We start from the raw sequence: 25999 nt of genomic DNA, 5'->3' as shown, positions 1-25999 counted from the left end.
CCGTGCCGATGTCCGGCTGATGCAACAGCGGGTCGCCACTGCCGACTCGCTGACGATGCCTGCTGCCGGGGCGGGGTGACAAGGACCACTCCGGCAGCCTCCGCGCAAAGGGCCTTACAGGGTGCAAAGGTTCGATTTGGGCAACAGGTCGTCGCGGGGATGGATGATTTACCTGACACAGTGCACGCCCGGCCCGCACCGGCGCGTGCCCGACCGGCACGGCCCACCCCCGTCGCACGAACCGCCCAGCCCCCGGAGGACCGACGTGCTCCCCACCGTCGCCCGCGTACTCGACCTGGAGGTGATGCGGCGCGGCCTGCCCCAGGTGGTGGCCGGCGCGGCCCACCTGGAACGACCGGTCCGCTGGGTCCACGTCAGCGAACTGCCGGACGTCGCCGGCATGCTGCAGGGCGGCGAGCTGGTGCTCACCACGGGCATCGCGCTGCCCGAGGACCGCGACGGCCTGGCCAGGTACGTCCGCGAGCTGGACGAGGTCGGGGTCGCCGGGCTGGTGATCGAGTTCGGGCGGCGCTACTTCGACACCCTGCCGCGCGCCCTGGTGCACGCCGCCGAGCAGCGCGGCCTGCCGCTGATCGCGCTCCGTCGGGAGCTGCGCTTCGTCGCCGTCACCGAGGCCGTGCACGCCCTGGTGGTCAACGCCCAGCTGGAGCAGCTGCGCACCTCCGAGGCGGTGCACCAGGTCTTCAACGAGCTCGCGGTGGAGGGCGCCGAGCCCGGCGAGGTGGTCCGGCAGGTGGCCCGGATGGCCGGCGCCCCCGTGGTGCTGGAGAACCTCGCCCACCAGGTGCTGGCCCACGACACCGCCGGCCGCCCCGAGACGGAACTGCTGGAGGGCTGGGAGCGCCGCTCGCGCGGGGTCCGGCCGCCCGGGCGCACCGGTCACGACCCGCGCAGCGGCTGGCTGGTGACGGCGGTCGGCGCCCGCGGGCAGGACTGGGGACGGCTGATCCTGGTCGACGACCCCGGCCCGCTGCCGGACGGTACCGCGCACCCGCACGCGATGCTGCTGGAGCGCGGCGCCGCCACCCTGGCGCTCAACCGCCTGGTACTGCGCGACCGGGAGAGCCTGGAGCGGCAGACCCATCGCACCCTGCTGTCGGGCATCCTCACCCACGCCCTGACCGTGTCCGAGGTGGCCCTGCGGGCCCAGGCGCTCGGTGTGCCGCTGGAGGGCCGGCGGCTGGTCGGCGTGGTGCTGCGGCAGCGGCGCGGGCCGAGCCCGGCCGCGCTGGAGGCGCAGGCGAGGCTGCGGGACTTCACCGAACTGGCGGCCACCGCGGTCCGCACCTGCCGGCTGCCCGCCCTGGTCGGCGCCCTGGACGACGAGGGCGTCGGGGTGCTGATCGCGCTCGGCTCGCAGCAGGACGAGCACGCCGCGCTGGACGCCTTCGCGGCGGCGCTGCGCAAGCTGGCCGCCGACAGCGGCCGGGAGGCGGGCGGCGGCGAGGGCCGGCAGGCGGCGCAGGCGATCCAGCCGGTGGTGGCCGTCGGCTCCTCGGTCGGCTCCGTCCGGGACGCCCGGCGCACCCTGCTGGAGGCCACCCAGGTCGCCGACGCCGCCCTGCACGACGCGCCGGGCGGGCGCGCCGCCGCCTACTACCGCCTGCCGGACGTCCGGCTGCGCGGTCTGCTGCACCTGCTGCGGGACGACGCCCGGCTGCAGACCTACGTCGAACGGGAGCTGGGCCCGCTGCTGGCCCACGACGCCGAGCACGGCGGCCAGTTGGTGCAGATGCTGCGGATCTACCTGGAGCAGGGCCGCAACAAGTCGGCCGCGGCGGACGCGGCGCACCTGTCCAGGCCGTCGTTCTACGACCGGCTGCACAAGGTCGAGCGGATCCTGGCCGTCGACCTGGACCAGGTGGAGTCCTGCCTGTCCCTGCACGTGGCGCTGCTGGCGCTGGACGCCGTCCGCCGCTGAAGCGGCCGCCGGCCCGTCACCACGACGACGGCGGAGGCCCGGTACCGGTCCGCCGCCGCCGTCCGATCAGACGCCGGTGATCCGGCCCCAGACGCGGTGCAGGTCGGGCCGCTCCGCCGCGGTGACGTCCCGCATGGTGCGCAGCCGGGCGCGCATCTCCTCGGTGGGGAAGATCAGCGGCTCCTCGGCGAGTGCGGCGCGCTCCGCGTCCCCGCTGTCGGCCAGGACCTCGCGGGCGGCCGGCACCGGGCAGATGTACTGGACGGCGGCGGCGAGTTCGGCCGCGACCTCGGGCCGGTAGTAGTAGTCGACCAGCAGCTCGGCGTTGCGCTTGTGCCGCGCCCGGTTGGGCACCAGCAGGCTCTCCGCCCAGAGCTCGCCGCCCTCCTCGGGGACGACGAACTCGATGTCGGGGTTGTCGGCCTTCAGCTGGATCGCGTCGCCGGAGTAGGCCTGGCAGGCGAGAGCCGCGCCGGAGGCCAGATCGCTGGTGTAGTCGTTGCCGGTGAAACGGCGGATGTGCCGGCTGTCGACGAGCCGCTGCACCCGGTCCATCGCCCGGTGCGCGTCGTCGGCCCCGAAGGCGGCGATGTCCGCGCCGTCGGCGAGCATCAGCAGGCCGATCGCCTCGTCCAGCCCGGCGAAGAGGGTGACCCGGCCCTTGAGGTCGGGGGCCCAGAGGTCCGCGGTGGTCCTGATCTCCCGGCCGAGTTCCTTGCGGTTGTACGCGATGCCGGTGATCCCGGACTGCCAGGGCACGCTGTGCGCCCGCCCGGGGTCGAAGCCGGGGTGGGCCAGCTGCGGGTCGAGGTGCTCGGCGACGTTCGGCATCGCCGTCCGGTCCAGGGCCTGCACCCAGCCGAGCGAGACGTAGCGCCCGGCCATCCAGTCGCTGACCACCATCAGGTCCCGGCCGGGATCGCTGCCCTGGGTGAGCACCGGGCCCATCTTGCCGAAGAACTCGTCGTTGTCGTTGATGTCCTCGGTGTACGTCACCGAGATGCCGGTCTCCTCGCTGAACGCGTCGAGGGTGGGCCGGCCGCCGGTGTCCTCGTCGACGTCGATGTACTGCGTCCAGTTGGAGAAGGCGAGCGCCTGGTCCTGCGTGGAGCGGTCGTCGCCGGCGCGTCGTGCCTCGGGCACGTACGCGGCGGGGATTCCGCAGCCGGCCAGGGCGCCGGCGCCGAGCAGTCCGGCACTGCCCAGGACGGCGCGGCGGGTGAGCGTGGAGCGCATGTGAGGGTCTCCCGGACATGAGTCGGCCCCGGGCAGGGCGTTGCCCGGGGCCGTACCGATGGGTCCTGATGGTTGCTTGCGGCGTTCCTGGTGCGAGGTGGGTCGGTGCGCGGGTCGGTCAGACGGTGTGCGCGTCGGTCAGCGACAGCACCTCGTCGAGGACGGCGAGGCCGCTCTTGGCCTCCTCCTCGGTGACGGTGCACGGCGGGACCACGTGGAAGCGGTTCATGTTGACGAAGGGCCACAGGCCGCGCTGCTTGCAGGCGGCGGCCAGCTCGGCCATCGGCGCGTTGGCGGCGCCGGCCGCGTTGTAGGGCACCAGCGGCTCGCGGGTCTCGCGGTTCTTCACCAGGTCGAGCGCCCAGAACACGCCGAGGCCGCGGACCTCGCCGATCGAGGGGTGGCGCTCGGCCAGCTCGCGCAGGCCCGGGCCGAGCACGTCCTCGCCGATCCGCTTGGCGTTCTCCACGATGCCCTCCTCGGCCATCGCGTTGATGGTCGCCACGGCGGAGGCGCAGGCGAGCGGGTGGCCGGAGTAGGTGAGCCCGCCGGGGAACGGCCGCTCCGCGAAGGTGGCCGCGATGGCGGGGCTGATCGCCACGCCGCCCAGCGGCACGTAGCCGGAGTTGACGCCCTTGGCGAAGGTCAGCAGGTCGGGGACGACGTCCCAGTTGTCGGCGGCGAACCACTCCCCGGTGCGGCCGAACCCGGCCATCACCTCGTCCAGGATGAAGACGATCCCGTAGCGGTCGCAGATCTCGCGGACGCCCGCCAGGTAGCCGGCCGGCGGGACGAGGACGCCAGCGGTGCCGACCACCGTCTCCAGGATGACCGCCGCGACGGTGTGCGGGCCCTCGAAGGCGATGGTCTCCTCCAGGTGCGCCAGTGCGCGCTCGCACTCCTGCGCCTCGTTCTCGGAGTGGAACGGGGAGCGGTAGGCGTACGGGCCCCAGAAGTGCACGATGCCGGAGACGCCGGTCTCGTTGGCCCAGCGGCGCGGGTCGCCGGTGAGGGCGATCGCGTTGGCCGTGGCGCCGTGGTACGAGCGGTAGGTCGACATGACCTTCTGCCGGCCGGTGTGCAGCCGGGCCATCCGGATGGCGTTCTCCACGGCCTCGGCGCCGCCGTTGGTGAAGAAGATCTTGTCCAGGTCGCCGGGGGTGCGCTCGGCGATCAGCCGGGCGGCCTCGCTGCGCGACTCGACGGCGAAGCCCGGCGCGATGGTGCAGAGCTTGGCGGCCTGCTCCTGGATCGCGGCGACCACCTTGGGGTGCTGGTGCCCGATGTTGGTGTTCACCAGCTGGGAGGAGAAGTCGAGGTAGCGGTTGCCCTCGTAGTCCCAGAAGTACGAGCCCTCGGCCCCGGCCACCGCGAGGGGGTCGATCAGTGCCTGGGCGGACCACGAGTGGAAGACGTGCGCGCGGTCGGCGGCCTTGACTGCCTGCCCGGCGGCTGAGTCAGCGGTGGGGATGCTCATGCCGCAAGCCTAGGGAAACAGCCGCCTGACATGCAGGTGCATCTTGTCAGGCGGTCGGCGCGTCGGCCGACAGGCTGACAGGCCGGAGGCCCGGACCGTGCACGGTCCGGGCCTCCGGGTGGAACTCGGGCGGCCTGGGGAGGCCTGCGAGACCGGGTGGGGTCGGATCGCGGTCGTTCCGCGTCCGACGGTCCCGACCCGCTGGATCGCGGTCATTCTGCGTCCGACGGTCCCGACCCGCTAGATCGCGGTCATGACGTGCTTGACGCGGGTGTAGTCCTCGAAGCCGTAGGAGGAGAGGTCCTTGCCGTAACCGGACTTCTTGAAGCCGCCGTGCGGCATCTCGGCGACCAGCGGGATGTGGGTGTTGATCCACACGCAGCCGAAGTCCAGCCGGCGCGACATCCGCATGGCGCGGGCGTGGTCCTTCGTCCAGACCGAGGAGGCCAGCGCGAACTCCACCCCGTTGGCGTAGTCGACGGCCTGGTCCTCGTCGGAGAACTTCTGCACGGTGATGACCGGGCCGAAGACCTCGTTCTGGATGATCTCGTCGTCCTGGTTCAGGCCGGAGACCACGGTCGGGGCGTAGAAGTAGCCGGCCTCGCCGACCCGGTGGCCGCCGGACTCGACCTTGGCGTGGGCGGGCAGCCGCTCGATGAAGCCGGACACCTGCTTCAGCTGGTTGGCGTTGTTCAGCGGGCCGTAGAGCACGTCCTCGTCGTCGACGCCGCCGGTCTTGGTCTCGGCGGCGGCCTTGGCGAGGGCCTCCACGAAGGCGTCGTGGATGGACTCGTGCACCAGCACGCGGGTGGCGGCGGTGCAGTCCTGGCCGGCGTTGAAGAAGCCCGCGACCGAGATGCCCTCGACGGCCTCCGGGATGTCGGCGTCCTCGAAGACCACGACCGGGGCCTTGCCGCCCAGCTCCAGGTGGACGCGCTTGACGTCCTTGGAGGCCGACTCGGCGACCTGGATGCCGGCGCGGACGGAGCCGGTGATGGAGGCCATCGCCGGGGTGCGGTGCTCGACCATCAGACGGCCGGACTCGCGGTCGCCGCAGATCACGTTGAAGATCCCGGCGGGGAGCTCCAGGTCCTTCAGGATGCCGCCGATGATCTCGGCGAGCAGCACGGTGGAGGCCGGCGTGGTGTCGGAGGGCTTCAGCACCACGGTGTTGCCCGCGGCGATGGCCGGCGCGAACTTCCACACGGCCATCATCATCGGGTAGTTCCACGGCGCGACCTGGGCGCAGACGCCGACCGGCTCGCGGCGCACGATCGAGGTCATGCCGTCCATGTACTCGCCCGCGGCCTTGCCCTCCAGCAGGCGGGCGGCACCGGCGAAGAAGCGGATCTGGTCGGCCATCGGGCCGATCTCCTCGGACCTGGTCAGCCCGCGGGGCTTGCCGGTGTTGCGACACTCGGCGTCCACCAGCTCGTCGGCGCGCTCCTCGACCGCGTCGGCGATCTTCAGCAGCAGCTTCTGCCGGGTGCTCGGGGTGGCGTCGCGCCAGATCGGGAAGGCCGCGGCGGCGGAGGCCATCGCGGCGTCCACGTCGGCCGCACCGGACAGCGGGGAGGTGGCGTAGACCTCGCCCGTGGTGGGGTCGACGATCTCCAGCGTGCGGCCGTCCGCCGCATCGACGAACTCACCGTTGATGTAGTTGCGCAGCGTACGAAGGTCGCTCACGGGTCTCTCCTCGGTCTGGGCCTGCGGCGTTGCAGAATCCGGCGCAATGGTACGTCGGCGCCGAGTGGCCGGGTCGGGTTCGGCGCGGTCCACTCGAAGGATGCGCCCGGCTCCGCGGAGGGGCGCGTGTACAGGCACCAGGCTAACCGCTGGACTGTCGTTCTCGACAGGCTCACACGAAAACAGCGATGAAATCCGTATGCGTTTTCCAGGACTGCAACGAAATCAGCAGCTCACTCGCTTGCGATCGCGCAGCCGATCAGGCACAGTGGCGACGTGGCCAACCGCGACCGGAACGCCAGCGTTCCACTCGACTCCGCCTCCAAGGCGATCATCGAGCAGCTGCAGGAGGACGGGCGGCGCCCGTACGCCGCCATCGGCAAGGCCGTGGGCCTGTCGGAGGCGGCCGTGCGCCAGCGCGTCCAGAAGCTGCTCGACCAAGGCGTGATGCAGATCGTCGCCGTCACCGACCCCCTCACTGTCGGCTTCACCCGGCAGGCCATGGTCGGGATCAACGTCGAGGGGGACATCGAAGCCGTCGCGGACGCGCTGGCCGCCCTCGACGAGGTCGACTACGTGGTCTGCACCGCCGGCTCGTTCGACCTGCTGGCCGAACTGGTCTGCGAGGACGACGAGCACCTGCTCGAACTGATCAACAAGCGCATCCGCTCGCTTCCCGGCGTGCGGAGCACCGAGAGCTTCGTTTATCTGAAGCTCCGGAAACAGACCTACACCTGGGGCACCCGATGAGCGCCGACCCGGCACAGAAGGACCTTTCGAAGACCGCCTACGACCACCTGTGGATGCACTTCACCCGCATGTCGTCGTACGAGAACTCCCCCGTGCCGACGATCGTCAAGGGCGAGGGCACCTACGTCTGGGACGACAAGGGCAAGAAGTACCTGGACGGGCTCGCCGGCCTGTTCGTCGTCCAGGCCGGCCACGGCCGCGAGGAGCTGGCCGAGGCCGCCGCCAAGCAGGCCAAGGAGCTGGCCTTCTTCCCGGTGTGGAGCTACGCCCACCCGAAGGCCGTGGAACTCGCCGAGCGCCTGGCCAACTACGCCCCGGGCGACCTCAACAAGGTCTTCTTCTCCACCGGTGGCGGCGAGGCCGTCGAGACCGCCTGGAAGCTGGCCAAGCAGTACTTCAAGCTGACCGGCAAGCCGACCAAGTACAAGGTCATCTCGCGCGCCGTCGCGTACCACGGGACCCCGCAGGGCGCCCTGTCCATCACCGGCCTGCCGGGCCTGAAGGCGCCGTTCGAGCCGCTGGTGCCGGGCACCCACAAGGCCCCGAACACCAACATCTACCGCGCCCCCGCCTTCCTGGAGCGCGACGGCGTGGTCGACCCCGAGGCCTACGGCCGCTGGTGCGCCGACGAGATCGAGGTCGCGATCCTCAACGAGGGTGCCGACACCGTCGCCGCCGTCTTCGTCGAGCCGGTGCAGAACGCCGGCGGCTGCTTCCCGCCGCCGCCCGGGTACTTCGCCCGCCTGCGCGAGATCTGCGACCGCCACGACGTGCTGCTCGTCTCGGACGAGGTCATCTGCGCCTTCGGCCGCCTGGGCACCATGTTCGGCGCCGACAAGTTCGGCTACCAGCCCGACATGATCACCTGTGCCAAGGGCATGACCTCGGGCTACTCCCCGATCGGCGCCACGATCATCTCGGACCGCCTCGCCGAGCCGTTCTACAAGGGTGACAACACCTTCCTGCACGGCTACACCTTCGGCGGCCACCCGGTCTCCTCCGCGGTGGCGCTGGCCAACCTCGACATCTTCGAGCGCGAGGGCCTGAACCAGCACGTCCTGGACAACGAGGCGAACTTCCTCGGCACCCTGGACAAGCTGCGCGACCTCCCGATCGTCGGCGACGTGCGCGGCAACGGGTACTTCTACGGCATCGAGCTGGTCAAGGACAAGGTCACCAAGGAGTCGTTCAACGACGACGAGGTCGAGCGCGTGCTCTACGGCTTCCTCTCGAAGGCGCTCTTCGACAACGGCCTGTACTGCCGTGCCGACGACCGTGGCGACCCGGTCATCCAGCTGGCCCCGCCGCTGATCTCCGACCAGTCGACCTTCGACGAGATCGAGCAGATCCTGCGGGTCAGCCTCACCGACGCGTGGGCCAAGATCTAGTACCTCCTTCCCCACCCTCCGCCGCAGGGCGGCCCGGCAGCTCGCCGGGCCGCCCTGCGGCGTTTCCCTGAGGGCGGACACGCCGTGTTCGTCCGCATTTCGACCCGTTCGGACCCGTGTGCCGCAACCTCTTCGTGTCCTTGTCGTTCTAATCTGACGACTGTCATATCGCGATGAATCACGTTCTGGACCGGCGGAGGAGTTTCATGTCAGCGGCCCCGCCTGACAACGACGTGCTGTGGGCCCGAGGGATCGTCAAGTCCCACCACGGCACTCCCGCGCTGCGCGGCGTCTCACTGGGCGTCCAGGTCGGCGAGGTGCTAGCCGTCACCGGCCCCCGGGGATCCGGCAAGAGCACCCTGCTCGGCTGCCTCTCCGCCCTCCTGCCGGTCGACGAGGGGGAGGTCTGGTTCAACAGCTCCCCCGTGCACACCCTCGGCCGCACCGGCCGTGCCCGGCTGCGCCGCGACCGCTTCGGCTTCGTCGGCTCGCAGCCGCACCTGGTACCGGAACTGACGGCCCGGGAGAACGTCGCGCTGCCCCTGCTGCTGGCCGGCGCCGGCAACAAGGCCGCCTACACGGCCGCCGACGAATGGCTGGAGCGGCTCGACATCGCCGACACCCGCCGGCTGCGGCCCGAACGCCTCGTGCAGAGCCAGCGGCAGCGGATCGCGGTCGCCCGCGCCCTCGCCCCGCTGCCGTCCGTCGTCTTCGCCGACGACCCCACAGCGCCGCTGCACCGCGAGGCCGCCGACCAGGTCCTACGGATACTGTCCAGCGCCGCCCGCTCGCACCAGCTCACCCTCGTCCTGGCCACCCACGACCCCGAACTCGCCCGGTACGCGGACCGCTCCGTCGCGCTGGCCGACGGGCGTCTGACCCCGTCCGCCGCGCCCGTGCCCGGCACCGGGCCCGTCGCGATCGCCGCCGGCACCGGCTCGTCGGCCGTCCCGGCCACCCCCCGGTAGCGCTGAAAGAGTCCTCGTGTTCTATCTCCGCCTCGCCCGGGGCTACCGGGCACCGGACCTCGGCCGCTGGCTGCTCACCGCCGTCGCCGGCGCCATGGTCGCGGCCTTCCTGCTGCGTGCCCTCGGGCGGGCCATGAGCGACCCGCTGGGCAGCGGCGGAGCCGTCACCCGGCTGCTCTGGTGCCTGCCGCCGCTCGCCGCGGTCGCCTGGTTCGCAGCCGTCGCCGCCCGCGCCGTACCCGGCCAGCGCCCCGAACGGATCACCGGCCTGATCGCCGCCGGCGCCGGCCCCGCCAGGATCCGCGCCCTGATCGCCGGCGAGACCGCCCTGGCCGGCGCCATCGGCAGCGCGCTGACCCTGCTGCTCTTCCTGATCCTGCGCAACGACATCGCCGGCGCCGCACTGGCCCCCGAACTCGGCATGGGCGTGGAACTGCCGCCCGCCGCCCCCGTCACCCTGCTCGTCCTGGTCCCGCTGGTCGCCGGCCTGGCCGCCGCGGCCGCCGTCCCGGTGCCGGACACCCTGCCCGGCAGCAGCCCCCGGCCGGGCCCCCACGGCTTCCACCCGCTGCGCCTCGCCCTGCCCACCGGCCTGACCGTCACCGGCATCGCCCTGGAGCTGTACGGACTGCGCCCCGGCGCCGCCGAGGACGGCCGCCCCGTCCGGCTGCCGGCCGGGCTCGGCACCAGCAGCCTCGCCGCGCTCGGCGGCTGGGCCCTCACCGCACTCGGCCTGGCCCTGCTCACCGGGCCCCTGCTCTCCTGGGCCGGACGTCTGCTGGTCGTCGCCCGGCCGACCCCGCTGCGGCTGCTCGCCGGACGCGGCCTGACCGCCGAGGCCCGCCGGCTGGGCCCGCCGCTCGCGGTGCTCGCGCTGACCCTCGCGGTCGTGCTGACCGTGGTCCGGTACTGGGTGCAGGCACCGGGCACCGCCGACATCCTGCCCGCCGTCGAGGCCGGCCTGCTGGTCGGCTGCGCGGTCGCGGCGGTGCTCACCAGGCTCGCCGAGATCCGGTCCGCCCGCCGGGACATCACCGAGACCCTGCTCGGGCTCGGCACCCCGCCCCGGCTGCTGTACGGCGCCGTCGCCATACGCACCCTCACCGCGGGGACGGTCCTGCTGCTCACCGGCGGGCTCACCGCCCTGCTGGGCGCCGCCGTGCTGGCCTGAGCGGCGAGCGGGCCCCGGCGCCGGCTCGAAGGAGCCGACCGGGCAGGGCAGCACCGTCCCGACGCACGAACGCCCGGGCGGACCGTGAAGGTCCGCCCGGGCGTTTCGCCGTCGAGCGGGTCAGCCGGCCGCCGCCAGCTGGCCGCAGGCGCCGTCGATCTCCTGGCCGCGGGTGTCCCGGACCGTGGTCGGCACCCCGTGCGACTGCAGGACCCGGACGAACTCGCGCTCGTCCTCCGGGCGGGAGGCCGTCCACTTCGAACCCGGCGTCGGGTTCAGCGGGATCAGGTTGACGTGCACCCGGTGCTTCTTGATCAGCCGGCCCAGCAGGTCGGCGCGCCACGCCTGGTCGTTGATGTCCTTGATCAGCGCGTACTCGATGGAGATCCGGCGGCCCGACTTCTCGGCGTAGTTCCACGCTGCGTCCAGCACCTCGGCGACCTTCCAGCGGGTGTTCACCGGGACGAGCTCGTCACGCAGCTCGTCGTCCGGGGCGTGCAGGGAGAGCGCCAGACGCACGCTCAGCTCCTCGTCCGCCAGCCGGTTCATGGCGGGGACCAGACCGACCGTCGAGACCGTGATGCCGCGCTGGGACATCCCGAAGCCGTCCGGCGCGGGGTCGGTGAGGCGGCGGATCGACTTCAGGACCCGGTTGAAGTTGGCGAGCGGCTCGCCCATGCCCATGAACACCACGTTGGACAGTCGCGCCTCGCCGCCCGGGATCTCCCCGGCCTTCAGCGCGCGCATGCCGGCGGCGATCTGCTCGACGATCTCGGCGGTCGACAGGTTGCGGGTCAGGCCGGCCTGGCCGGTCGCGCAGAACGGGCAGTTCATGCCGCAGCCGGCCTGCGAGCTGATGCACATGGTGACCCGGTCCGGGTAGCGCATCAGCACCGACTCGACGAGCGTGCCGTCGAACAGCTTCCACAACGTCTTGCGCGTGGTGTCGTCGTCGCACGAGACGTGGCGCACGACCGACATCAGCTCGGGCAGCAGCGCCTCGGTCAGCTTCTCGCGGCTGGCCGCGGGGATGTCCGTCCACTCGCCCGGGTCGTTGGACATCCGGCCGAAGTAGTGGTTGGACAGCTGCTTGGCGCGGAACGGCTGCTCGCCCAGCTCGGCGACGGCCTCCTTGCGCTCGGCGGGGCTGAGATCGGCGAGGTGTCGCGGGGGCTTGGCGCCACGCGGCGCGACAAAGGTCAGTTCTCCGGGTGCAGGCATGGTTGTTCAAGTGTCGCAGATGGCGGCGAGTGCCCTCCGCCGACAGCCGGTGCCCTTCCCGCACGGGCCTCCGGGGCCCCCTCCGGACACGTCGCGAGCCCGACTCGGCCCGGGCACCGGACATGCCGCGGGCCCCGGGCGGCCGACGCCCGAGGCCCATGACAGGAGGTGTACGCCGGTCAGCTGCCGACGAAGGCCGCCAGCAGCAGCCAGACCACCGGAGCGGTCGGCAGGAGCGAGTCCAACCGGTCCATGATGCCGCCGTGGCCCGGCAGCAGCGTGCCCATGTCCTTGATGCCCAGATCACGCTTGATCATCGACTCGCCGAGGTCCCCGAGGGTCGCGGTGACAGCCGCGCAGCCGCCCAGGATCAGGCCCTGCCACCAGCTGCCGTCGTCGATGATCAGCTGCATCAGCAGCGCGCCCGCCAGCATCGACAGCGCGACGCCGCCGGCCAGGCCCTCGCGGGTCTTGCCGGGGCTGATCGTCGGCGCGAGCTTGGTCCGGCCGAACTTGTACCCCACCGCGTAGGCGCCGGTGTCGCTGCAGACGGTGACGATCAGGAAGAGCACGATCCGCTGCGGGCCGTCGTCCGCCGCCAGCATCATCGCGACGAAGGTCGCCAGGAAGGGCACGTAGAAGGCGGTGAAGATGCCGGCCGTGACGTCGCGGAGGTAGTTCTCCGGCGGCGCGGCCATCCGCCACACCATCACCGCGAGACCGGTGAGCGCGAGCGACGCGGCCGCCCACTCCACCCCCGCCCAGTAGCCCGTGGAGAGCATCGCGACGCTGCCCGCGACCAGCGGGACGAGCGGCGCCTTGATCTCCTTGCGCTCGGTCAGCCGGCTGGACAGCTCCCACACGCCGACCACGACGGCCGCCATCACGACGAACAGGAAGAGCGCCTTCACGACGAACAGCGAGGCGATGATCACCGCGCCGAGGCCGACCCCGACGCCTATCGCGGCCTGCAGGTTACGGCCGCCGCGCTGCTTGCGAGGCTGTGGGTCGGGCTGGGCCACTGGTGTCTCCTGCCCTGGGTAGGACGGCACGGGGTGGTGCTGCGCGGAATGGTGCTGCGCCGGGTGGTGCTGTGCGGTGTGCTCCTGCCCCGGGTGCTGCTGCGGCGAGGGCTGACCCTGCTGCGGGTGCTGCGGGTGCTGCGGGTACGGCTGGTACGGCGACGGGTCACCCTGCGGCGGGTGCTGGGGGTGCGGCGGCTGCTGCTGCAGATGCGGCTGCGGCTGCGGCTGCGGCTGCCCGGCGTACGGGCCGCTCGCGCCCGACCCGCCGTCGGACGGCTGGGCGGGCTCCGGCCTTCGGTGCGCCGCCCGCTGCGGCTCGGAGTGCCGCGGCCCGGACGGCTGCTGCGCCGGGCCGTCGAGCAGGCCGGTTATCGGTGGCAGGACCACCGTCTCCTCGACCGAGGGCAGCCCGGACACCGGCTGCTCGTCGCGGAACAGCGGGCCGCTGAGGCGGCCCGGCACGCGCGTCTGCTGCTGCTCCTGGTGCTGACCGTGCCCCTGGACGGGACCGTCGGCGACGCCCGCCGGCCGGTACGGCTCGGGCGGAGTCACCCGGGGGTTCTCCTGGCCGGAGCCGTCCTGGACTGGGGGCATGAACTGAGTCTGCGCCGCATCGTCGCCCCAGTACACCGGGGACTGCTGCGAGTGACCCATTTGGTGCTGGTCACCCGCAGCAGACGACGGCGCGGCGGGGTACGGCGGCAGGTACTGCTGGTCGGATGAGCCCCAGTAGCCAGGGGCGTCAGGGGCGTCGTTCATCAGACTTCGAGCAGCTCGGCTTCCTTGTGCTTCAGCAGCTCGTCGACCTGCGCGACGAAACGCGCGGTGAGGTCGTCCAGCTCCTTCTCGGCGCGGCGGCCCTCGTCCTCGCCGTGCTCGCCGTCCTTCACCAGCTTGTCGATGGTGTCCTTGGCCTTGCGGCGCACGGAACGGATGGAGACCTTGGCGTCCTCGCCCTTGCCGCGCGCGACCTTGATGTACTCCTTGCGGCGCTCCTCCGTCAGCTGCGGGAACGACACCCGGATGATGGAGCCGTCGTTCGACGGGTTGACGCCCAGGTCCGAGTCGCGGATCGCGGTCTCGATGTTGCGCAGGGCGGTCTTGTCGAACGGCGTGATGATCGCCATCCGCGGCTCCGGCACGGCGAACGAGGCGAGCTGGTTGATCGGCGTCAGGGCGCCGTAGTAGTCCGCCACGATCTTGGCGAACATCGCCGGGTGGGCCCGGCCGGTGCGGATGGCGCCGAAGTCGTCCTTGGCGACGGCGACGGCCTTCTCCATCTTCTCCTCAGCTTCGAGGAGGGTCTCTTCGATCACGGTCTGCTCCCTGTCCGGTGTGCCTTGATGCCGTACTGATGTCCCGCCGGGCCCGTCACGCTCCGGGCCGGCGGCTTGCTGCTGCGGCCGACGTGCAGGCTGCTCAGGCCCGGACGGAATCCTGGCTGATGAGCGTGCCGATCTTCTCACTCTTCACCGCGCGAGCGATATTGCCCTCGGCCAGCAGCTCGAAGACCAGCATCGGCAGGTTGTTGTCCTTGCACAGCGTGATCGCGGTGAGGTCCGCGACCTTGAGGTCGCGCGCGATGACCTCGGAGTACTCCAGGGCGTCGAACTTGACCGCCTCCGGGTTGGTCCGCGGGTCGGCGTCGTAGACGCCGTCCACACCGTTCTTGCCCATCAGCAGCACCTCGGCGTGGATCTCCAGCGCGCGCTGGACCGCCGTGGTGTCGGTCGAGAAGTACGGCATGCCCATGCCTGCACCGAAGATCACCACGCGGCCCTTCTCCAGGTGCCGGACGGCGCGCAGCGGCAGGTACGGCTCGGCGACCTGGCCCATCGTGATGGCGGTCTGGACCCGGGTCTCGATGCCTTCCTTGATCAGGAAGTCCTGGAGGGCGAGGCAGTTCATCACGGTGCCGAGCATGCCCATGTAGTCGGAACGGGCCCGGTCCATGCCGCGGACCTGGAGTTCGGCGCCGCGGAAGAAGTTGCCACCACCGATCACCACCGCGACCTCGGTACCGGCGCGGACCACCGTGGCGATCTCACGGGCGATCGCGTGCACGACGTCCGGGTCGACGCCGAGGCCGCCGCCACCGGCGAACGCCTCACCGGACAGCTTGAGCAGAACCCGGCGGCGCCGGACTTCCTGCGCGGTCTCCTGCGTCTCCTGCATGGACTTCTCCTTCTACACCTGCTGATTCACAGGCCCGGGCGTGCGGGTTCCCGACCTGCGCGTACACGCGAGGAGGCCACTGCCGCGGGAACCGGTACGGTGTCCTGCACGGCAATGGCCTCCTCGTCGTTCATGGTGCCGACGTGCCCCCTGGGGGTGCGGAGAGCCCGATCGGCGCGTTCCTTCCCGTCCCGGTCAGTGGACGGGGGTGGTTCCTACCCTATGCGGGCCGGAACCTCCGTGGAACGTGGCTCAGGCGCCGACGCGGAAGCGCGCGAAACGCTTGAGGGCGACGCCGTTCTCCTCGAGAACCTTGGCGACGGACTTCTTGTTGTCCTTCGCGAAGGCCTGCTCCAGGACGGAGTTCTCCTTGACGAAGCCGGTGACGCGACCCTCGACGATCTTCGGCAGGGCGGCCTCGGGCTTGCCCTCCTCGCGAGCGGTGGCCTCGGCGACGCGGCGCTCGTTCTCGATGTCCTCGGCCGGGATGTCCTCGCGGGAGAGGTACTTCGGCGCGAAGGCGGCGATGTGCTGCGCGACGTCCTTGGCGACGACCGCGTTCTCCTTGTCGAGCTCGACGAGGACGCCGACGGCCGGCGGGAGGTCGGGGCTGGTCTTGTGCAGGTAGACCGCGACGTAGCCGTCACCGTCGAACTGCGCGAAGCGACGGAAGACGATCTTCTCGCCCAGGCTCGCGTTGGCCTCGTCCACGAACTGCTGGACGGTCTTGCCGGCCTCGATCTCGGAAGCCAGGGCGGCCTCCAGGTCGGCCGGGGCGGTGGCGGCGACGTGGGCGGCGATCGCGTCGGCGACCTCGACGAACTTGTCACCCTTGGCGACGAAGTCGGTCTCGCAGTTCAGCTCGACCAGCACGCCGGACTTGTTGCCCTCGGCGATGACGGCGGCGACGGCGCCGTTGGAAGCGTCACGGCCCTCGCGCTTGGCAACGCCCTTCTGGCCCTTGATGCGGAGCTGCTCGACGGCCTTCTGGACGTCGCCGTCGGCCTCGACGAGAGCGTTCTTGCAGTCCAGCATGCCGGCGCCGGTGAGCTCACGGAGCTTCTTGACGTCCGCGGCGGTGTAGTTCGCCATGGTGTGAATCTCTTCTCGCGTCTCGCGTGTCTGCGTGGGGTTGTACCGGGGCTGATGGTTCAGCCCCGGCACGGGAGAGAGGGGCACCTACCGGTGTCGTACCGGCGGGTGCCCCTCGCCCTTAGGTACGTCAGGCCTGCTCGGCCTCGGCGGCCGGAGCCTCGGTGGCCGCAGCCTCGGTGACCTCGGCGGCGGGAGCCTCAGCCTCGACGGCGACCTCGGCGGCCTCGGCGACCGGGGCCTCCTCGGCCTTCTTCTCGCCCTCGATGAGGTCCTTCTCCCAGTCGGCCAGCGGCTGGTCGGCGCCCGGCTCGGCCTTGACGTCGCCCTTCGCAACACCGGCGCGGGCCTTGAGGCCCTCGGCGACGGCGTCGGCGATCACGCGGGTCAGCAGCGTGACGGAGCGGATCGCGTCGTCGTTGCCCGGGATCTTGTAGTCGACCTCGTCGGGGTCGCAGTTGGTGTCGAGGATGGCGACGACCGGGATGTTGAGCTTCCGGGCCTCGCCGACCGCGATGTGCTCCTTCTTGGTGTCGACGATCCAGACAGCGCTGGGAACGCGCTGCATGTCACGGATACCGCCAAGGGTCTTCTCGAGCTTGGTGTGCTCGCGCTCGAGGACCAGGAGCTCCTTCTTGGTGAGACCGGAGCCGGCCACGTCCGAGAAGTCGATCTCGCCGAGCTCCTTCATCCGCTGAAGGCGCTTGTAGACCGTCTGGAAGTTGGTCAGCATGCCGCCGAGCCAGCGCTGGTTCACGTAGGGCATGCCCACGCGGGTGGCCTGCTCGGCGATGGCCTCCTGGGCCTGCTTCTTGGTGCCGACGAAGAGGACGCTGCCGCCGTGGGCAACCGTCTCCTTGACGAACTCGAAGGCGCGGTCGATGTAGTTCAGCGACTGCAGCAGGTCGATGATGTAGATGCCGTTGCGCTCCGTGAAGATGAAGCGCTTCATCTTCGGGTTCCAACGACGGGTCTGGTGACCGAAGTGGACGCCGCTCTCCAGCAGCTCCCGCATCGTGACGACGGCCATGGCCGTGCTCCTCGGTGTTACGCCCGGCGCTGGCGTTTCCGCGGTTGCCGGGTCGGGCTCGGTTTTGTCCGCGACGGCCAGGTGACCGCCACGCCTGACGCCCCGAACGTGCCGAGCCGCTGCGGCCTGGGCGGTCGGAACCGCGTCAGGCTCGGCGGACCGAGCGGCACTCGCACCTGGCGACGGCGGCGGTGAACCGCTGCTTTCGACCGGTGGCGGGGCGTGCGAAGTCGACCCGGCAGACCGGGTCGCGTGTGAAGTGTACGGGAAGCGCCGAGCGGGCGGCGACTCGAAGCGTCGTCCCGGGCCCGGGACACCACGGATCCCGCACTGTCGGAGCACCCTCGGGGGCGCCGGCCCGGCGCCGCCTCACCCGTTCGGGCGGCCGTTCGGCCGGCGGGATGGATCGGACACGACGGGTCGGCGGGCGGGGTGACGGGCGGGGTGACGGGCGGGACCTGACGGCCATGACCCCTGACGGCCATGACCTGAGGGGTGCGGCCGGAGGGTGCGGGGCGGACGAGCGGGGCGGACGAGCGGGTGGGACGACCGAGGGGTCGCAGCCAAGGGGGGACGAGCAGGGGGTGGCGGCCGGTGCCCCCGGTTGTCCACAGGGGCCGGTTTTCCACAGGTTCACGACCGGGGCTGGTTGCCGCGGCCGGTCCCCGCGAACCTCGTCCGCATGGCACCTCACCTGACGCTCGTCCCTCCCGTCTCCTGCTGCGCCGGCGCGACCCTGCCGCCGCCGAGGCCGGATCGCCCCCGGCACGCCCTGCTGCTCGCGCTCCTGCTCACGGCGGTCTTCCTGCTGACGCTCCCCGGACCTCCGGCGCACGCGCTGCCCGCCCCGCCGACCCACGCGCGGGCAGGCCCTGGTGAAGCGGATGCAGGCCCTGGTGAGGCCGAAGCAGGCCCCGGTGAGGCGCAAGCAGGCCCTGGCGAAGTGGTCTCACCGCCCGCCGCCCCCGGGCGGGCCTGGCCGGTGGGCGGGCCCGCCGCCCTGATCAGGCGGTTCGAACCACCGGCCAGCAGGTGGGCGGCCGGCCATCGCGGGGTCGACCTGGCCGCCGCGACGGGCAGCGAAGTACGGTCCGCGGCGCCCGGAGTGGTGAGCTTCTCGGGTGTGGTCGCGGGACGTCCCGTGGTCACCGTGAGCCACCCCGGTTCAGGAACGCCACCGCTTCGCACGACCTATCTGCCCGTCGCCGGGACCCTGCCGGTGGGAACGCCGGTGAGCGCCGGCACGACCCTCGGCCGGCTCGTCCCGGGGCTCGGGCACTGCGCCGACGGCTGCCTGCACTGGGGCCTGCTGCGCGGCGACCGCTACCTCGATCCGCTCGCACTCCTCGGCGCCGGTACGGCCCGCCTGCTCCCGCTCCACGGCTGAGCCCCTTCGGGAGCTTCCCGAGGGCCGGGCCGGGCCACGAGTTGTCCGAGGCCGGGCTTCGCTGCCTAGGCGTGCGTCGCAGGGCTGTCAGGCGCAGGGCCGTCAGGGGTCGGGCCGTCAGGTGCTGAGCTGTCAGGGGTCGGGCTGTCGGACGGACGTCCGTCCGCGTCCGGGGCACTGGCTCGGGCCCGGCCCGTCGTGGCGGTGCCCGACCCCAGCCCGTGAAGGGCCAGGGCCACGGCGGCGTCCGCGATCTCCTGCGGGTCCTCGCCCAGACCCGAGGCGGCGCTGCGCTCGCAGCGCTTCACCGCGGCTTCCACGACGCCCTGGAGCAGGGCTGCGGCCAGCCGGGGCTGATCGTGTCCGAGATCGTCGAGCGCCCGCACCACCAGCCCGACGAGCCTGCCGTGCGCAGCCCGGATCCGCTCTCGCGCGGCCTCGTCCAGTTCCAGTGCCGAGATCGCCACGACCGCCCGGTGCCGGGGATCCCCGGCCAGCGCGAGCTGACCGCGGACGTAGGCCTCGATGCGGTCGACCGCACGGTCGCAGCCGTCCATTCCGGCCTCGATCTCGGCCGCCCACAGCGGGAAGTCCACCTCGCACAACGCCTCCACAACGGCGGCGCGGGAGCGGAAGTACTCGTAGACCGAACTACGGGCCAGCCCGGTGCGCGCGGCGAGTGCGGGAAACGTCAGGGCGTCCATCCCACCCTCGGTGAGCAGACTGCGGGCAGCATCGAGCAGGGCTGCCCGCTGCAACTGGCGATGCTCGGCCAAGGTGGCTGCTCGGATCTTCGGCACGGCTCCACTGTACGGAGCCCGCAGCCCGGCCGGAACGGTGCCGCGCTACCGACGCCCTCCACCGCACCGTCCGCACGCCGTCCACCGCGCCGTCCATGGCGCCGGCCACCGAGCCGTCCCCGGGCGAGGTCTGCCGGCGGAAGACCGTCGTGGCCCACCGGACGGGTGTGACCGGCCTCAGCGGATGTCGGACAGCTTCGCCCGCAGCTGCAGGACCGACTTGGTGTGGATCTGGCTGACCCTGCTCTCGGTCACGCCCAGCACCTGGCCGATCTCCGCGAGGGTGAGGCCCTCGTAGTAGTACAGCGTCACCACGGTCTTCTCCCGCTCCGGGAGCGTGTTGATCGCGTTGGCCAGCAGCCGGCGCATCTCGCGGTCCTCGGCGACCGCGACCGGGTTGTCGGCGCCACGGTCTTCCAGGACGTCCACCAGGCTCAACCGGTCACCGCCCTCCCCCGCCGGGTGGAGCAGTTCGTCCAGGGCGACGACGTTGGCGAGCGAGAGCTGGCTGAAAATGGCGTGCAGATCCTCGATGGCGATGCCCATCTCGGCCGCCACCTCGGGCTCATGAGGCGTCCGGCGGAGTCTCGCCTCCAACGTGGCGTACGTCCGCTCCACGGCTTTGGCCTTCTGCCGCACGGACCGGGGGATCCAGTCCAGCGCCCGCAGCTCGTCGATGATGGCGCCGCGGATACGGCTGATGGCGTACGTCTCGAACTTGATCGCGCGGTCGATGTCGAACTTCTCGATGGCATCGATCAGTCCGAAGACACCGGAGGAGACGAAGTCGGCCTGCTCGACGTTGGCGGGCAGGCCCACGCCCACCCGCCCCGCGACGTACTTGACCAGCGGCGAGTAGTGCAGGATCAGCTGCTCGCGGAGGCGTGGGTCACCGCTCTCCTTGTAGGAGCGCCAGAGAGCCTCCAGCGCGGTGCGGTCCGGTCCGCCCGTCTCCCGACGGGCCGCCGGAGCCCGGCCGGTGGTGGCAGCGGTGCGCGGCGAGGTCGCGGCCCTGGCCGCCGTCCGGCCCGAACGTGGCGACTCCGCACGGCGGGCGGTACGCACCCCGCCTTCGGGATGGGCGGGGGCAGCAGGCGGGGTGCCCCTGTCCACGGTCTCCGTGTCCGTGGTGTCGGCGACACCCGTGGCGCCGGTCGCGCCTGCCGTACCCGCCGCGCCGCCGGCCGTCCCGGTGGTGCCGGTGGTGCCGGTGGAGTCAGCCGTGGCCACCGCGCCGGGGGCAGCGGGCAGGGCCGGTGCCGCCGCCGCGGAGGGTGCTGTGACCGGCAGGGTCGCCGGTGCGGCCGGCCCCGCCTCGGTCGACGTGCCGCCGGCGGTGGCCCGCCCGGCCTGCCGGGCCAACCCCATCGCGCCCAGCGTCTTCGGCTGGAGGTCGGCCCCGGAACGTGTCTCGGTCCTCGGCCCTCCCGAGGACCGACCGCTGCCGGTCACCCTGTGTCCGGGAATGTGTGTGGGCATACGTTGGTCTGCGCCATTCTGCCGAGTCGTGTGCTGATAGGGAAGCCAATGGCGAGCGTAGCGTGACCGACTCGCTGCAATGCGCTACCGCCACTCGGTCGTCCCCCGATCCGGTGGCGTCCCGACGGCGCCCCCGGCCACTGCGTCCCGACGCCGGCGACGGCCCGGAGAACCCCGCCGGATCACCTCCTGCGGACCAGCCTCCAGTGCGCCCCGCAGCGCTCGACGAATCCCAACGAGCCCAGCTCGTAGAGGCGTTGCAGCACCTCGTCGGGCGGCAGCCCGGACTCCCTCGCCACCCGCTCGACCGGTGCTCCCTCCGCGGTCGCCGGCACTGCTTCGAGGACCCTGGCGACAGCCGGCTCCAGAAGATCCCGAGGCAGAACCGGCCCGGCGCGGCGCGGCGCCAGGTCGTCCCCGATGGCCCCGATCAGCTCACCGATCTCGGCCGCGTCGGTGACCAGGGTGGCGCCGCCGCTCCGGATGAGCGCGTGCACACCGGCCGAAAGCTCGGAGGTGACGGGCCCGGCGACACCCATGGTGTGCCGGTTGAGATCACGGGCGCGCCGCGCCGTGCTGAGCGCCCCGCTGCGCAGGGCCGCCTCGACCACCACCGTGCCCCGGGTCAGTGCGGCGATGACCCGGTTGCGCAGGACGAAGCGGAAGCGGTTCGGGTGCTCCCCCGGCGGGAGTTCGCTCAGCAGGAGTCCCTGCTCGGCGATGCGGCGGATCAGCTCCGCGTGCCCCTGCGGATAGGACATGTCGACCCCGCAGGCGAGCACACCGATGGTGAGTCCCCCGACCGCCAACGCGCCCCGGTGTGCCGCGGCATCGATCCCGTAGGCCGCGCCGGACACGACCACCCACCCTCGCTCGGCGAGCTGCGCGCCCAACTCCCCTGCCACATGGGCGCCGTAGCTGGTGCAGGCGCGAGCGCCGACCACCGAGACAGAGCGCAGGGCCAGCAGGCGGAGCGATCCGGTGCCGATCACCCAGAGTCCGATCGGTCTCCCGGCGCCGAGATCGTCGAGCTGGCTGGGCCATTCCGTGTCCCCCGGAATGATGAAGCGGCCACCACGGGTTCGTACCCGTTCCAGGTCCGCCGACGGATCGACCCCGGCCAGTCGCGCACGGTAGGAGGCGAGCCGCCCCGCGTCGAGGTCAGGTTCGTCGGGCGCCCGGTTGTCGCGGATGCAGGCCACCACCCTTGCTGCCCCGGCTCGCGCCAGCCATCGGCCGAGAACGGCGTCGCCGGGCTCGCTGAGCCTGCTGAGCGCCGCTCTGGCCAGCCGCTCCCGTTGGGTGGGCGGGGGCGCCCCTGACCCCGAGCCGGCCCCGGCCGCTGCCCCGGGCCCGGCCGGTGTCGGCCCCGCCCTCGACGCCCGACCGGGCCCCGGCTGATCCGTCACCGGTCGGGCGGCTCCGGGCCGGGCAGCTCCGCGCCGGGCAGCTCCGGTCCGGGCAACTCCGGCCTTGGCCGACCGGGTTCGCGCGGCTTCGGGCCGAACATCGGCAGACCGGGCCGGCGGCGCCTCGGCAGGCGCCTCCTGACGGATGGTTCGTGTGGTGCGGTTCACCGTCGCCTCCATGGTTGACCTTCGGTCAGTGCTGAGTGAGGGGTACTGGGTGAGGGGTGCAGGGTGAGGGGTGCTGGGTGGTTGCCCTTCGTCCCGGACGAAGCCGCGCGCGGATGGCGGTCGGGTCAGGACCGCCCGGGCCCGGCCGATCGATGTGAGCCGGCCGATCGCCCGATCGGTGGGAACCCCTGGTCCCCGGTGCGCAGGACGAGTGCGGTGCGGAGGTCGCGTTGGTCGGGCCGCTGCCGCCCGGCGAGGTCGGCCACCGTCCAGGCCACCCGGAGCACCCGGTCCAGCCCCCGGGCGGTCAGCAGGCCGCGTTCCAGTTGGCTCGCTGCCTCGGTCAAGGCGCCGGGCGCCAGCTCCCACCGGGTACGCAGATGGTGCCCGGGCACCTCCGCGTTCGTCCGCCACGGGGTACCGGCCAGTCGGGCGGCCGCCCGGTTCCGGGCCTCCTGAACCCGGGCCGCGACGGTCGCGGTGGTCTCCGCCGTACTGTCGTGCTCCATCAGTTCGGCCCGGGTCACCGGCGCCACCTGGACCTGGAGGTCGACCCGGTCCAGCAGCGGGCCCGACAGCCTGCCCTGGTAGCGGTTCACCATGACCGACGTGCACTCGCATCCGCCGCCGCGCAACGAGTGCCGGCCGCACGGGCAGGGATTGGCGGCCAGGCAGAGCAGGAATCGGGCAGGCAGTCGCAGCGACCCCGCCGATCTGGCGATCACCACCTCCCCGGACTCCAGCGGTTGGCGCAGCGCGTCCAGCACCCGGACCGGGAATTCCGGCGCCTCGTCCAGGAAGAGCACACCGCGATGAGCCAGTGAGACCGCACCCGGTCTGGGCAGCCCGCTGCCGCCCCCGACGATGGCGGGCATGGTGGTGGAATGGTGCGGGGCGCAGTACGGCGGGCCGGCGATCAGCGGACGCCCGGGTGGCAGCAGGCCCGCGACGGAATGGACCGCCGTGACCTCCAGTGCCTCGGACTGCGTGAGCGGCGGCAGCAGGGCCGGCAGCCGCTCCGCGAGCATCGTCTTGCCCGCCCCTGGTGGGCCTTTGAGATAGAGGTGGTGGCCTCCCGCGGCGGCGATCTCCAGTGCGCGGCGGGCCTCGTACTGGCCGGCGACGTCGGCGAGGTCGACCGGCGCACTCGCCTGCCCCGAACGGCCTCGCATCCCCGAACCGGGCAGCATCAGCCCGGCCAGCATCGGATCGGGACGGCCGGTGACGGTGTCGTCCTCCTCCTCGGGCACCGGCGCGTCGGTGAGCACGGCGATCAGCTGGCGGAGGCTGCGGACCCCGATGACGGAGACCCCGGGAACGAGCGCGGCCTCGGCGGCGGTCTGCTCCGCGACCACGATCTGCCGGTAGCCGGCCTCGGCCGCGGCGAGGACGGACGGCAGCACCCCGCGGACGGGTCGCACCCGGCCGTCCAGGCCCAGCTCGCCGATGATCAGGAGTTCCGCGATGGTGGCCGGATCGAGCCGTTCGGCGGCCGCCAACACCGCACACGCCACGGCGAGGTCGAATCCGCTGCCGCTCTTGGGGACGGAGGCGGGGCTGAGCCCTACGGTCAGCTTGCGTTGCGGCCAAGGCTCACCGCTGTTGACGACAGCGGCCCGGACACGATCACGGGCCTCCGACAACGCCTTGTCCGGGAGTCCGACCAGGCTGAACGCCGCGACCCCGGGTTCGAGGTCGGCCTGGACCTCGACCACCACACCGTCCACGCCGACCAGGGCGACCGAGCAGGTGCGGGCGAAGGCCATCTCAGACCACCCCGCGGAGGTGTTCGACCGTGGCAGCGCCCTTGATCCGGTTGATCACGGCCACCAGGTCGATCCGTACGCCGCCGGGCGGTGGCGGGGTCGGCCACGACGTGCCGGCGTCCCGTTCTGTTGCTCGCCCCACCGCATCACTGCCCGCCCGGGGCTCCTCCTGGCCCGGCGATCCCGTACCGGAAGCACCGACGCCGAACGGGCGCGTACCGGCCCCGGACGCTCCGGCGGCCGTGGTGCACGAGGGGCCTTGGCCGGGAGCATTCACGCCCTCGGCCAGGGCGGCGAAGTGGACGGGCCAACGCTCGGCCAGCCACCGTTCAGCCAGCCTCCGCAATCGGTCGGCCTTGACCGCGTCGATGGCTTCGGTGGGCTGCTGGAAGCTCCGCTCGGAGCGGGTCTTCACCTCGCAGACGGCCAGGGTCTCGCCGTCCAGCGCGACGATGTCCAGCTCGCCCTCGGCGCAGCGCCAGTTCCGTTCGAGGATGCGCAGCCCGTCCGCGACCAGCCGGCGGGCCGCGACCTGCTCACCGTAGCGGCCCAGCCCGTTGTTGGTGCTACGGCCGGTGCCTGCGCCGTGCTCGGCCGGCCGGCGGGCGGTGACCGACCCGCGGGCATCGCGCGCCGCGCCCTGCTCCTCGTTCTGCGACGGTGGCCCGGCCCTGCCGGTGCCGGGCTTTCGTGCGCCGGCCGCGGTCGCCCGACGCGGCCGGCCGCCCTCGCTCCGTGTCGTGCTCTTCCGTGCGGGCGGCTTGGTCCGCTGTGTGCGCTCGGTCGTGCTCTGCTGGGTGTCCTGCACGATGACCACCTCCGACCACGGAGGCTGCCGGGCCCGGCGGAGGTCGTCCAGGGGGTGCGGGTTTCCTGTGGAAAACCAGGGGTTGTGGATAACTCTTGTCACCCACAGGAGTGAGGAATCGGATCACCCCTGGACATCGGCCCGCGGGCGGTCCACCGTCAGTTGCCGAAGCCCGATTCGTCGGAGGGCAGCTCCAGATCGCTCTTCGCCAGCTCCTCGATGTTGACGTCCTTGAACGTCAGCACCCTGACCTTGCGGACGAACCGGGCAGGCCGGTACATGTCCCAGACCCAGGCATCGGCCATCGACACCTCGAAGAAGACCTCGCCCTGGAGCGAGTGGACCTGCAGCTCGTAGTCGTTCGTGAGATAGAAACGCCGCTCGGTCTCGATCACGTACTTGAACAGGCCGACAACGTCCCGGTACTCCCGGTAGAGCTTGAGCTCCATCTCGGTCTCGTACTTTTCGAGATCCTCGGCACTCATTCAGGCGTCCCCTCAACTCGTCAGTCCACCCATTGTGGACCACCACACCCGCCATCAGAGCCGTACTGGAGTGACTGGCGGCCCATCCGCCAGCAGGCGCTCCAGGAACCCCGCCAGTCCGACCGGGTAGACGGTCTCCGCCGTGTCCCGCAGCTCGGTCACCGTCCACCAGCGTGACTCCAGCAAGAGGGCGTGCTCCTCCGCCCCGGAGCCCGAGGAGTCGACCGCCGTGCAGGAGGTACGGGCCAGAAAGAAGCACTGGTCCTGCTCGAAACGCTGTCCTCGGAAGGAGAAAGCCACCGTGCCGTGCGCCACCAGCGGGCCCAGTGCGACATCGCGCAGCCCCGTCTCCTCGGCCAGTTCCCGCAGAGCGGCCTCACGCGGCCCCTCTCCCGGTTCCAGCCCGCCGCCCGGGGTGACCCACCAGGTCACCTCGGGGACGGCCGGGTCGAACCCGCGGAAGAGGAGCGCCCGGCCCTGGTCGTCGAGCAACAGGACGCGCGCAGCCCTGCGCCGTTCCGTCGCCATGCCTGTCC

At 72.1% G+C, this 25999-nt stretch carries 21 protein-coding genes and 1 pseudogene; 6 read left to right on the top strand and 16 right to left on the bottom strand.

Annotated features, from left to right (window positions below; all coding sequences use genetic code 11):
- Nucleotides 1-265: 265 nt before the first annotated feature.
- A complete protein-coding gene (locus tag J2S46_RS26995; RefSeq protein WP_191292664.1) occupies nucleotides 266-1942 on the top strand; it encodes a PucR family transcriptional regulator in 1677 nt (558 codons plus the stop codon).
- A 66-nt stretch (nucleotides 1943-2008) separates the two neighbouring features.
- Here J2S46_RS26995 and J2S46_RS26990 read toward each other — a convergent pair whose 3' ends face one another.
- The 3 genes from J2S46_RS26990 to J2S46_RS26980 form a co-directional block, all read right to left on the bottom strand.
- On the bottom strand, nucleotides 2009-3178 hold the full coding sequence (locus J2S46_RS26990; protein WP_191292663.1) for a polyamine ABC transporter substrate-binding protein: 1170 nt from the start codon (nucleotides 3176-3178) through the stop codon (nucleotides 2009-2011).
- 118 nt (nucleotides 3179-3296) lie between these two features.
- The gene (locus J2S46_RS26985) at nucleotides 3297-4655 is read right to left on the bottom strand and encodes an aspartate aminotransferase family protein (RefSeq protein WP_191292662.1); all 1359 of its coding nucleotides are present in this window, start codon (nucleotides 4653-4655) and stop codon (nucleotides 3297-3299) included.
- Nucleotides 4656-4895: 240 nt separating this feature from the next.
- On the bottom strand, nucleotides 4896-6341 hold the full coding sequence (locus tag J2S46_RS26980; RefSeq protein WP_190212990.1) for a gamma-aminobutyraldehyde dehydrogenase: 1446 nt from the start codon (nucleotides 6339-6341) through the stop codon (nucleotides 4896-4898).
- A 276-nt stretch (nucleotides 6342-6617) separates the two neighbouring features.
- Between J2S46_RS26980 and J2S46_RS26975 the strand changes: the two genes are divergently transcribed.
- The 4 genes from J2S46_RS26975 to J2S46_RS26960 all read left to right on the top strand — a co-directional run bounded on the left by J2S46_RS26975 (nucleotide 6618) and on the right by J2S46_RS26960 (nucleotide 10618).
- The gene (locus J2S46_RS26975; protein WP_073925893.1) at nucleotides 6618-7091 is read left to right on the top strand and encodes an Lrp/AsnC family transcriptional regulator; all 474 of its coding nucleotides are present in this window, start codon (nucleotides 6618-6620) and stop codon (nucleotides 7089-7091) included.
- A complete protein-coding gene (locus J2S46_RS26970) occupies nucleotides 7088-8479 on the top strand; it encodes an aspartate aminotransferase family protein (protein ID WP_073925894.1) in 1392 nt (463 codons plus the stop codon). Before J2S46_RS26975 ends, J2S46_RS26970 begins: the two co-directional genes overlap by 4 nt.
- A 206-nt stretch (nucleotides 8480-8685) precedes the next feature.
- A complete protein-coding gene (locus J2S46_RS26965) occupies nucleotides 8686-9447 on the top strand; it encodes an ABC transporter ATP-binding protein (protein WP_191292661.1) in 762 nt (253 codons plus the stop codon).
- A 16-nt stretch (nucleotides 9448-9463) separates the two neighbouring features.
- Nucleotides 9464-10618 (top strand): hypothetical protein, encoded by a 1155-nt coding sequence (locus J2S46_RS26960; RefSeq protein ID WP_191292660.1) that lies wholly within the window; start codon nucleotides 9464-9466, stop codon nucleotides 10616-10618.
- A 120-nt stretch (nucleotides 10619-10738) separates the two neighbouring features.
- On the opposite strand, the gene rlmN is transcribed toward J2S46_RS26960, so the two are convergent.
- The 6 genes from rlmN to rpsB all read right to left on the bottom strand — a co-directional run bounded on the left by rlmN (nucleotide 10739) and on the right by rpsB (nucleotide 17161).
- Nucleotides 10739-11839 carry a dual-specificity RNA methyltransferase RlmN gene (rlmN, locus tag J2S46_RS26955; protein ID WP_191292659.1) on the bottom strand — a complete coding sequence of 367 codons (1101 nt, stop codon included), beginning with the start codon at nucleotides 11837-11839 and terminating at the stop codon, nucleotides 10739-10741.
- A gap of 179 nt (nucleotides 11840-12018) precedes the next feature.
- A complete protein-coding gene (locus tag J2S46_RS26950; protein ID WP_370882333.1) occupies nucleotides 12019-13236 on the bottom strand; it encodes a phosphatidate cytidylyltransferase in 1218 nt (405 codons plus the stop codon).
- 386 nt (nucleotides 13237-13622) lie between these two features.
- Entirely contained in the window at nucleotides 13623-14180 is a 558-nt protein-coding gene (gene frr / locus J2S46_RS26945; RefSeq protein WP_073925896.1) for a ribosome recycling factor, read from the bottom strand.
- Between the two features lie 103 nt (nucleotides 14181-14283).
- On the bottom strand, nucleotides 14284-15039 hold the full coding sequence (pyrH, locus tag J2S46_RS26940; RefSeq protein WP_073925897.1) for a UMP kinase: 756 nt from the start codon (nucleotides 15037-15039) through the stop codon (nucleotides 14284-14286).
- Nucleotides 15040-15291: 252 nt separating this feature from the next.
- Nucleotides 15292-16131 (bottom strand): translation elongation factor Ts, encoded by an 840-nt coding sequence (gene tsf, locus J2S46_RS26935; RefSeq protein ID WP_073925898.1) that lies wholly within the window; start codon nucleotides 16129-16131, stop codon nucleotides 15292-15294.
- Between the two features lie 130 nt (nucleotides 16132-16261).
- Nucleotides 16262-17161, bottom strand: coding sequence for a 30S ribosomal protein S2 (rpsB, locus tag J2S46_RS26930; RefSeq protein ID WP_191292656.1), 900 nt, complete (start codon nucleotides 17159-17161; stop codon nucleotides 16262-16264).
- 682 nt (nucleotides 17162-17843) lie between these two features.
- Here rpsB and J2S46_RS26925 point away from each other — a divergent pair.
- Nucleotides 17844-18548, top strand: coding sequence for a M23 family metallopeptidase (locus J2S46_RS26925; RefSeq protein ID WP_191292655.1), 705 nt, complete (start codon nucleotides 17844-17846; stop codon nucleotides 18546-18548).
- Nucleotides 18549-18763: 215 nt separating this feature from the next.
- On the opposite strand, the pseudogene J2S46_RS26920 reads toward J2S46_RS26925, so the two are convergent.
- The 7 genes and pseudogenes from J2S46_RS26920 to J2S46_RS26890 form a co-directional block, all read right to left on the bottom strand.
- Nucleotides 18764-19324: pseudogene (locus J2S46_RS26920) on the bottom strand (TetR/AcrR family transcriptional regulator); the annotation flags it as partial.
- 201 nt (nucleotides 19325-19525) lie between these two features.
- Complete coding sequence (gene whiG / locus J2S46_RS26915; protein WP_191292672.1) at nucleotides 19526-20413, bottom strand: RNA polymerase sigma factor WhiG; 888 nt, start codon at nucleotides 20411-20413, stop codon at nucleotides 19526-19528.
- A 596-nt stretch (nucleotides 20414-21009) separates the two neighbouring features.
- Nucleotides 21010-22236 (bottom strand): DNA-processing protein DprA, encoded by a 1227-nt coding sequence (gene dprA / locus J2S46_RS26910; RefSeq protein WP_370882248.1) that lies wholly within the window; start codon nucleotides 22234-22236, stop codon nucleotides 21010-21012.
- Between the two features lie 293 nt (nucleotides 22237-22529).
- A complete protein-coding gene (locus J2S46_RS26905; RefSeq protein WP_191292653.1) occupies nucleotides 22530-24170 on the bottom strand; it encodes a YifB family Mg chelatase-like AAA ATPase in 1641 nt (546 codons plus the stop codon).
- A gap of 1 nt (nucleotide 24171) precedes the next feature.
- Nucleotides 24172-24978, bottom strand: a complete 807-nt coding sequence (locus J2S46_RS41050) for a YraN family protein (RefSeq protein ID WP_191292652.1) — start codon at nucleotides 24976-24978, stop codon at nucleotides 24172-24174.
- A 158-nt stretch (nucleotides 24979-25136) separates the two neighbouring features.
- Nucleotides 25137-25463: a DUF2469 domain-containing protein gene (locus tag J2S46_RS26895; protein WP_073925976.1), complete on the bottom strand. Its 327-nt coding sequence runs from the start codon at nucleotides 25461-25463 to the stop codon at nucleotides 25137-25139.
- 54 nt (nucleotides 25464-25517) lie between these two features.
- Complete coding sequence (locus J2S46_RS26890) at nucleotides 25518-25991, bottom strand: NUDIX hydrolase (protein WP_191292651.1); 474 nt, start codon at nucleotides 25989-25991, stop codon at nucleotides 25518-25520.
- Nucleotides 25992-25999: the final 8 nt, after the last annotated feature.

It is taken from the genome of Kitasatospora herbaricolor (assembly GCF_030813695.1).
Lineage (GTDB): Bacteria > Actinomycetota > Actinomycetes > Streptomycetales > Streptomycetaceae > Kitasatospora > Kitasatospora herbaricolor.
This window is presented reverse-complemented; position numbering and strand designations above follow the sequence as displayed.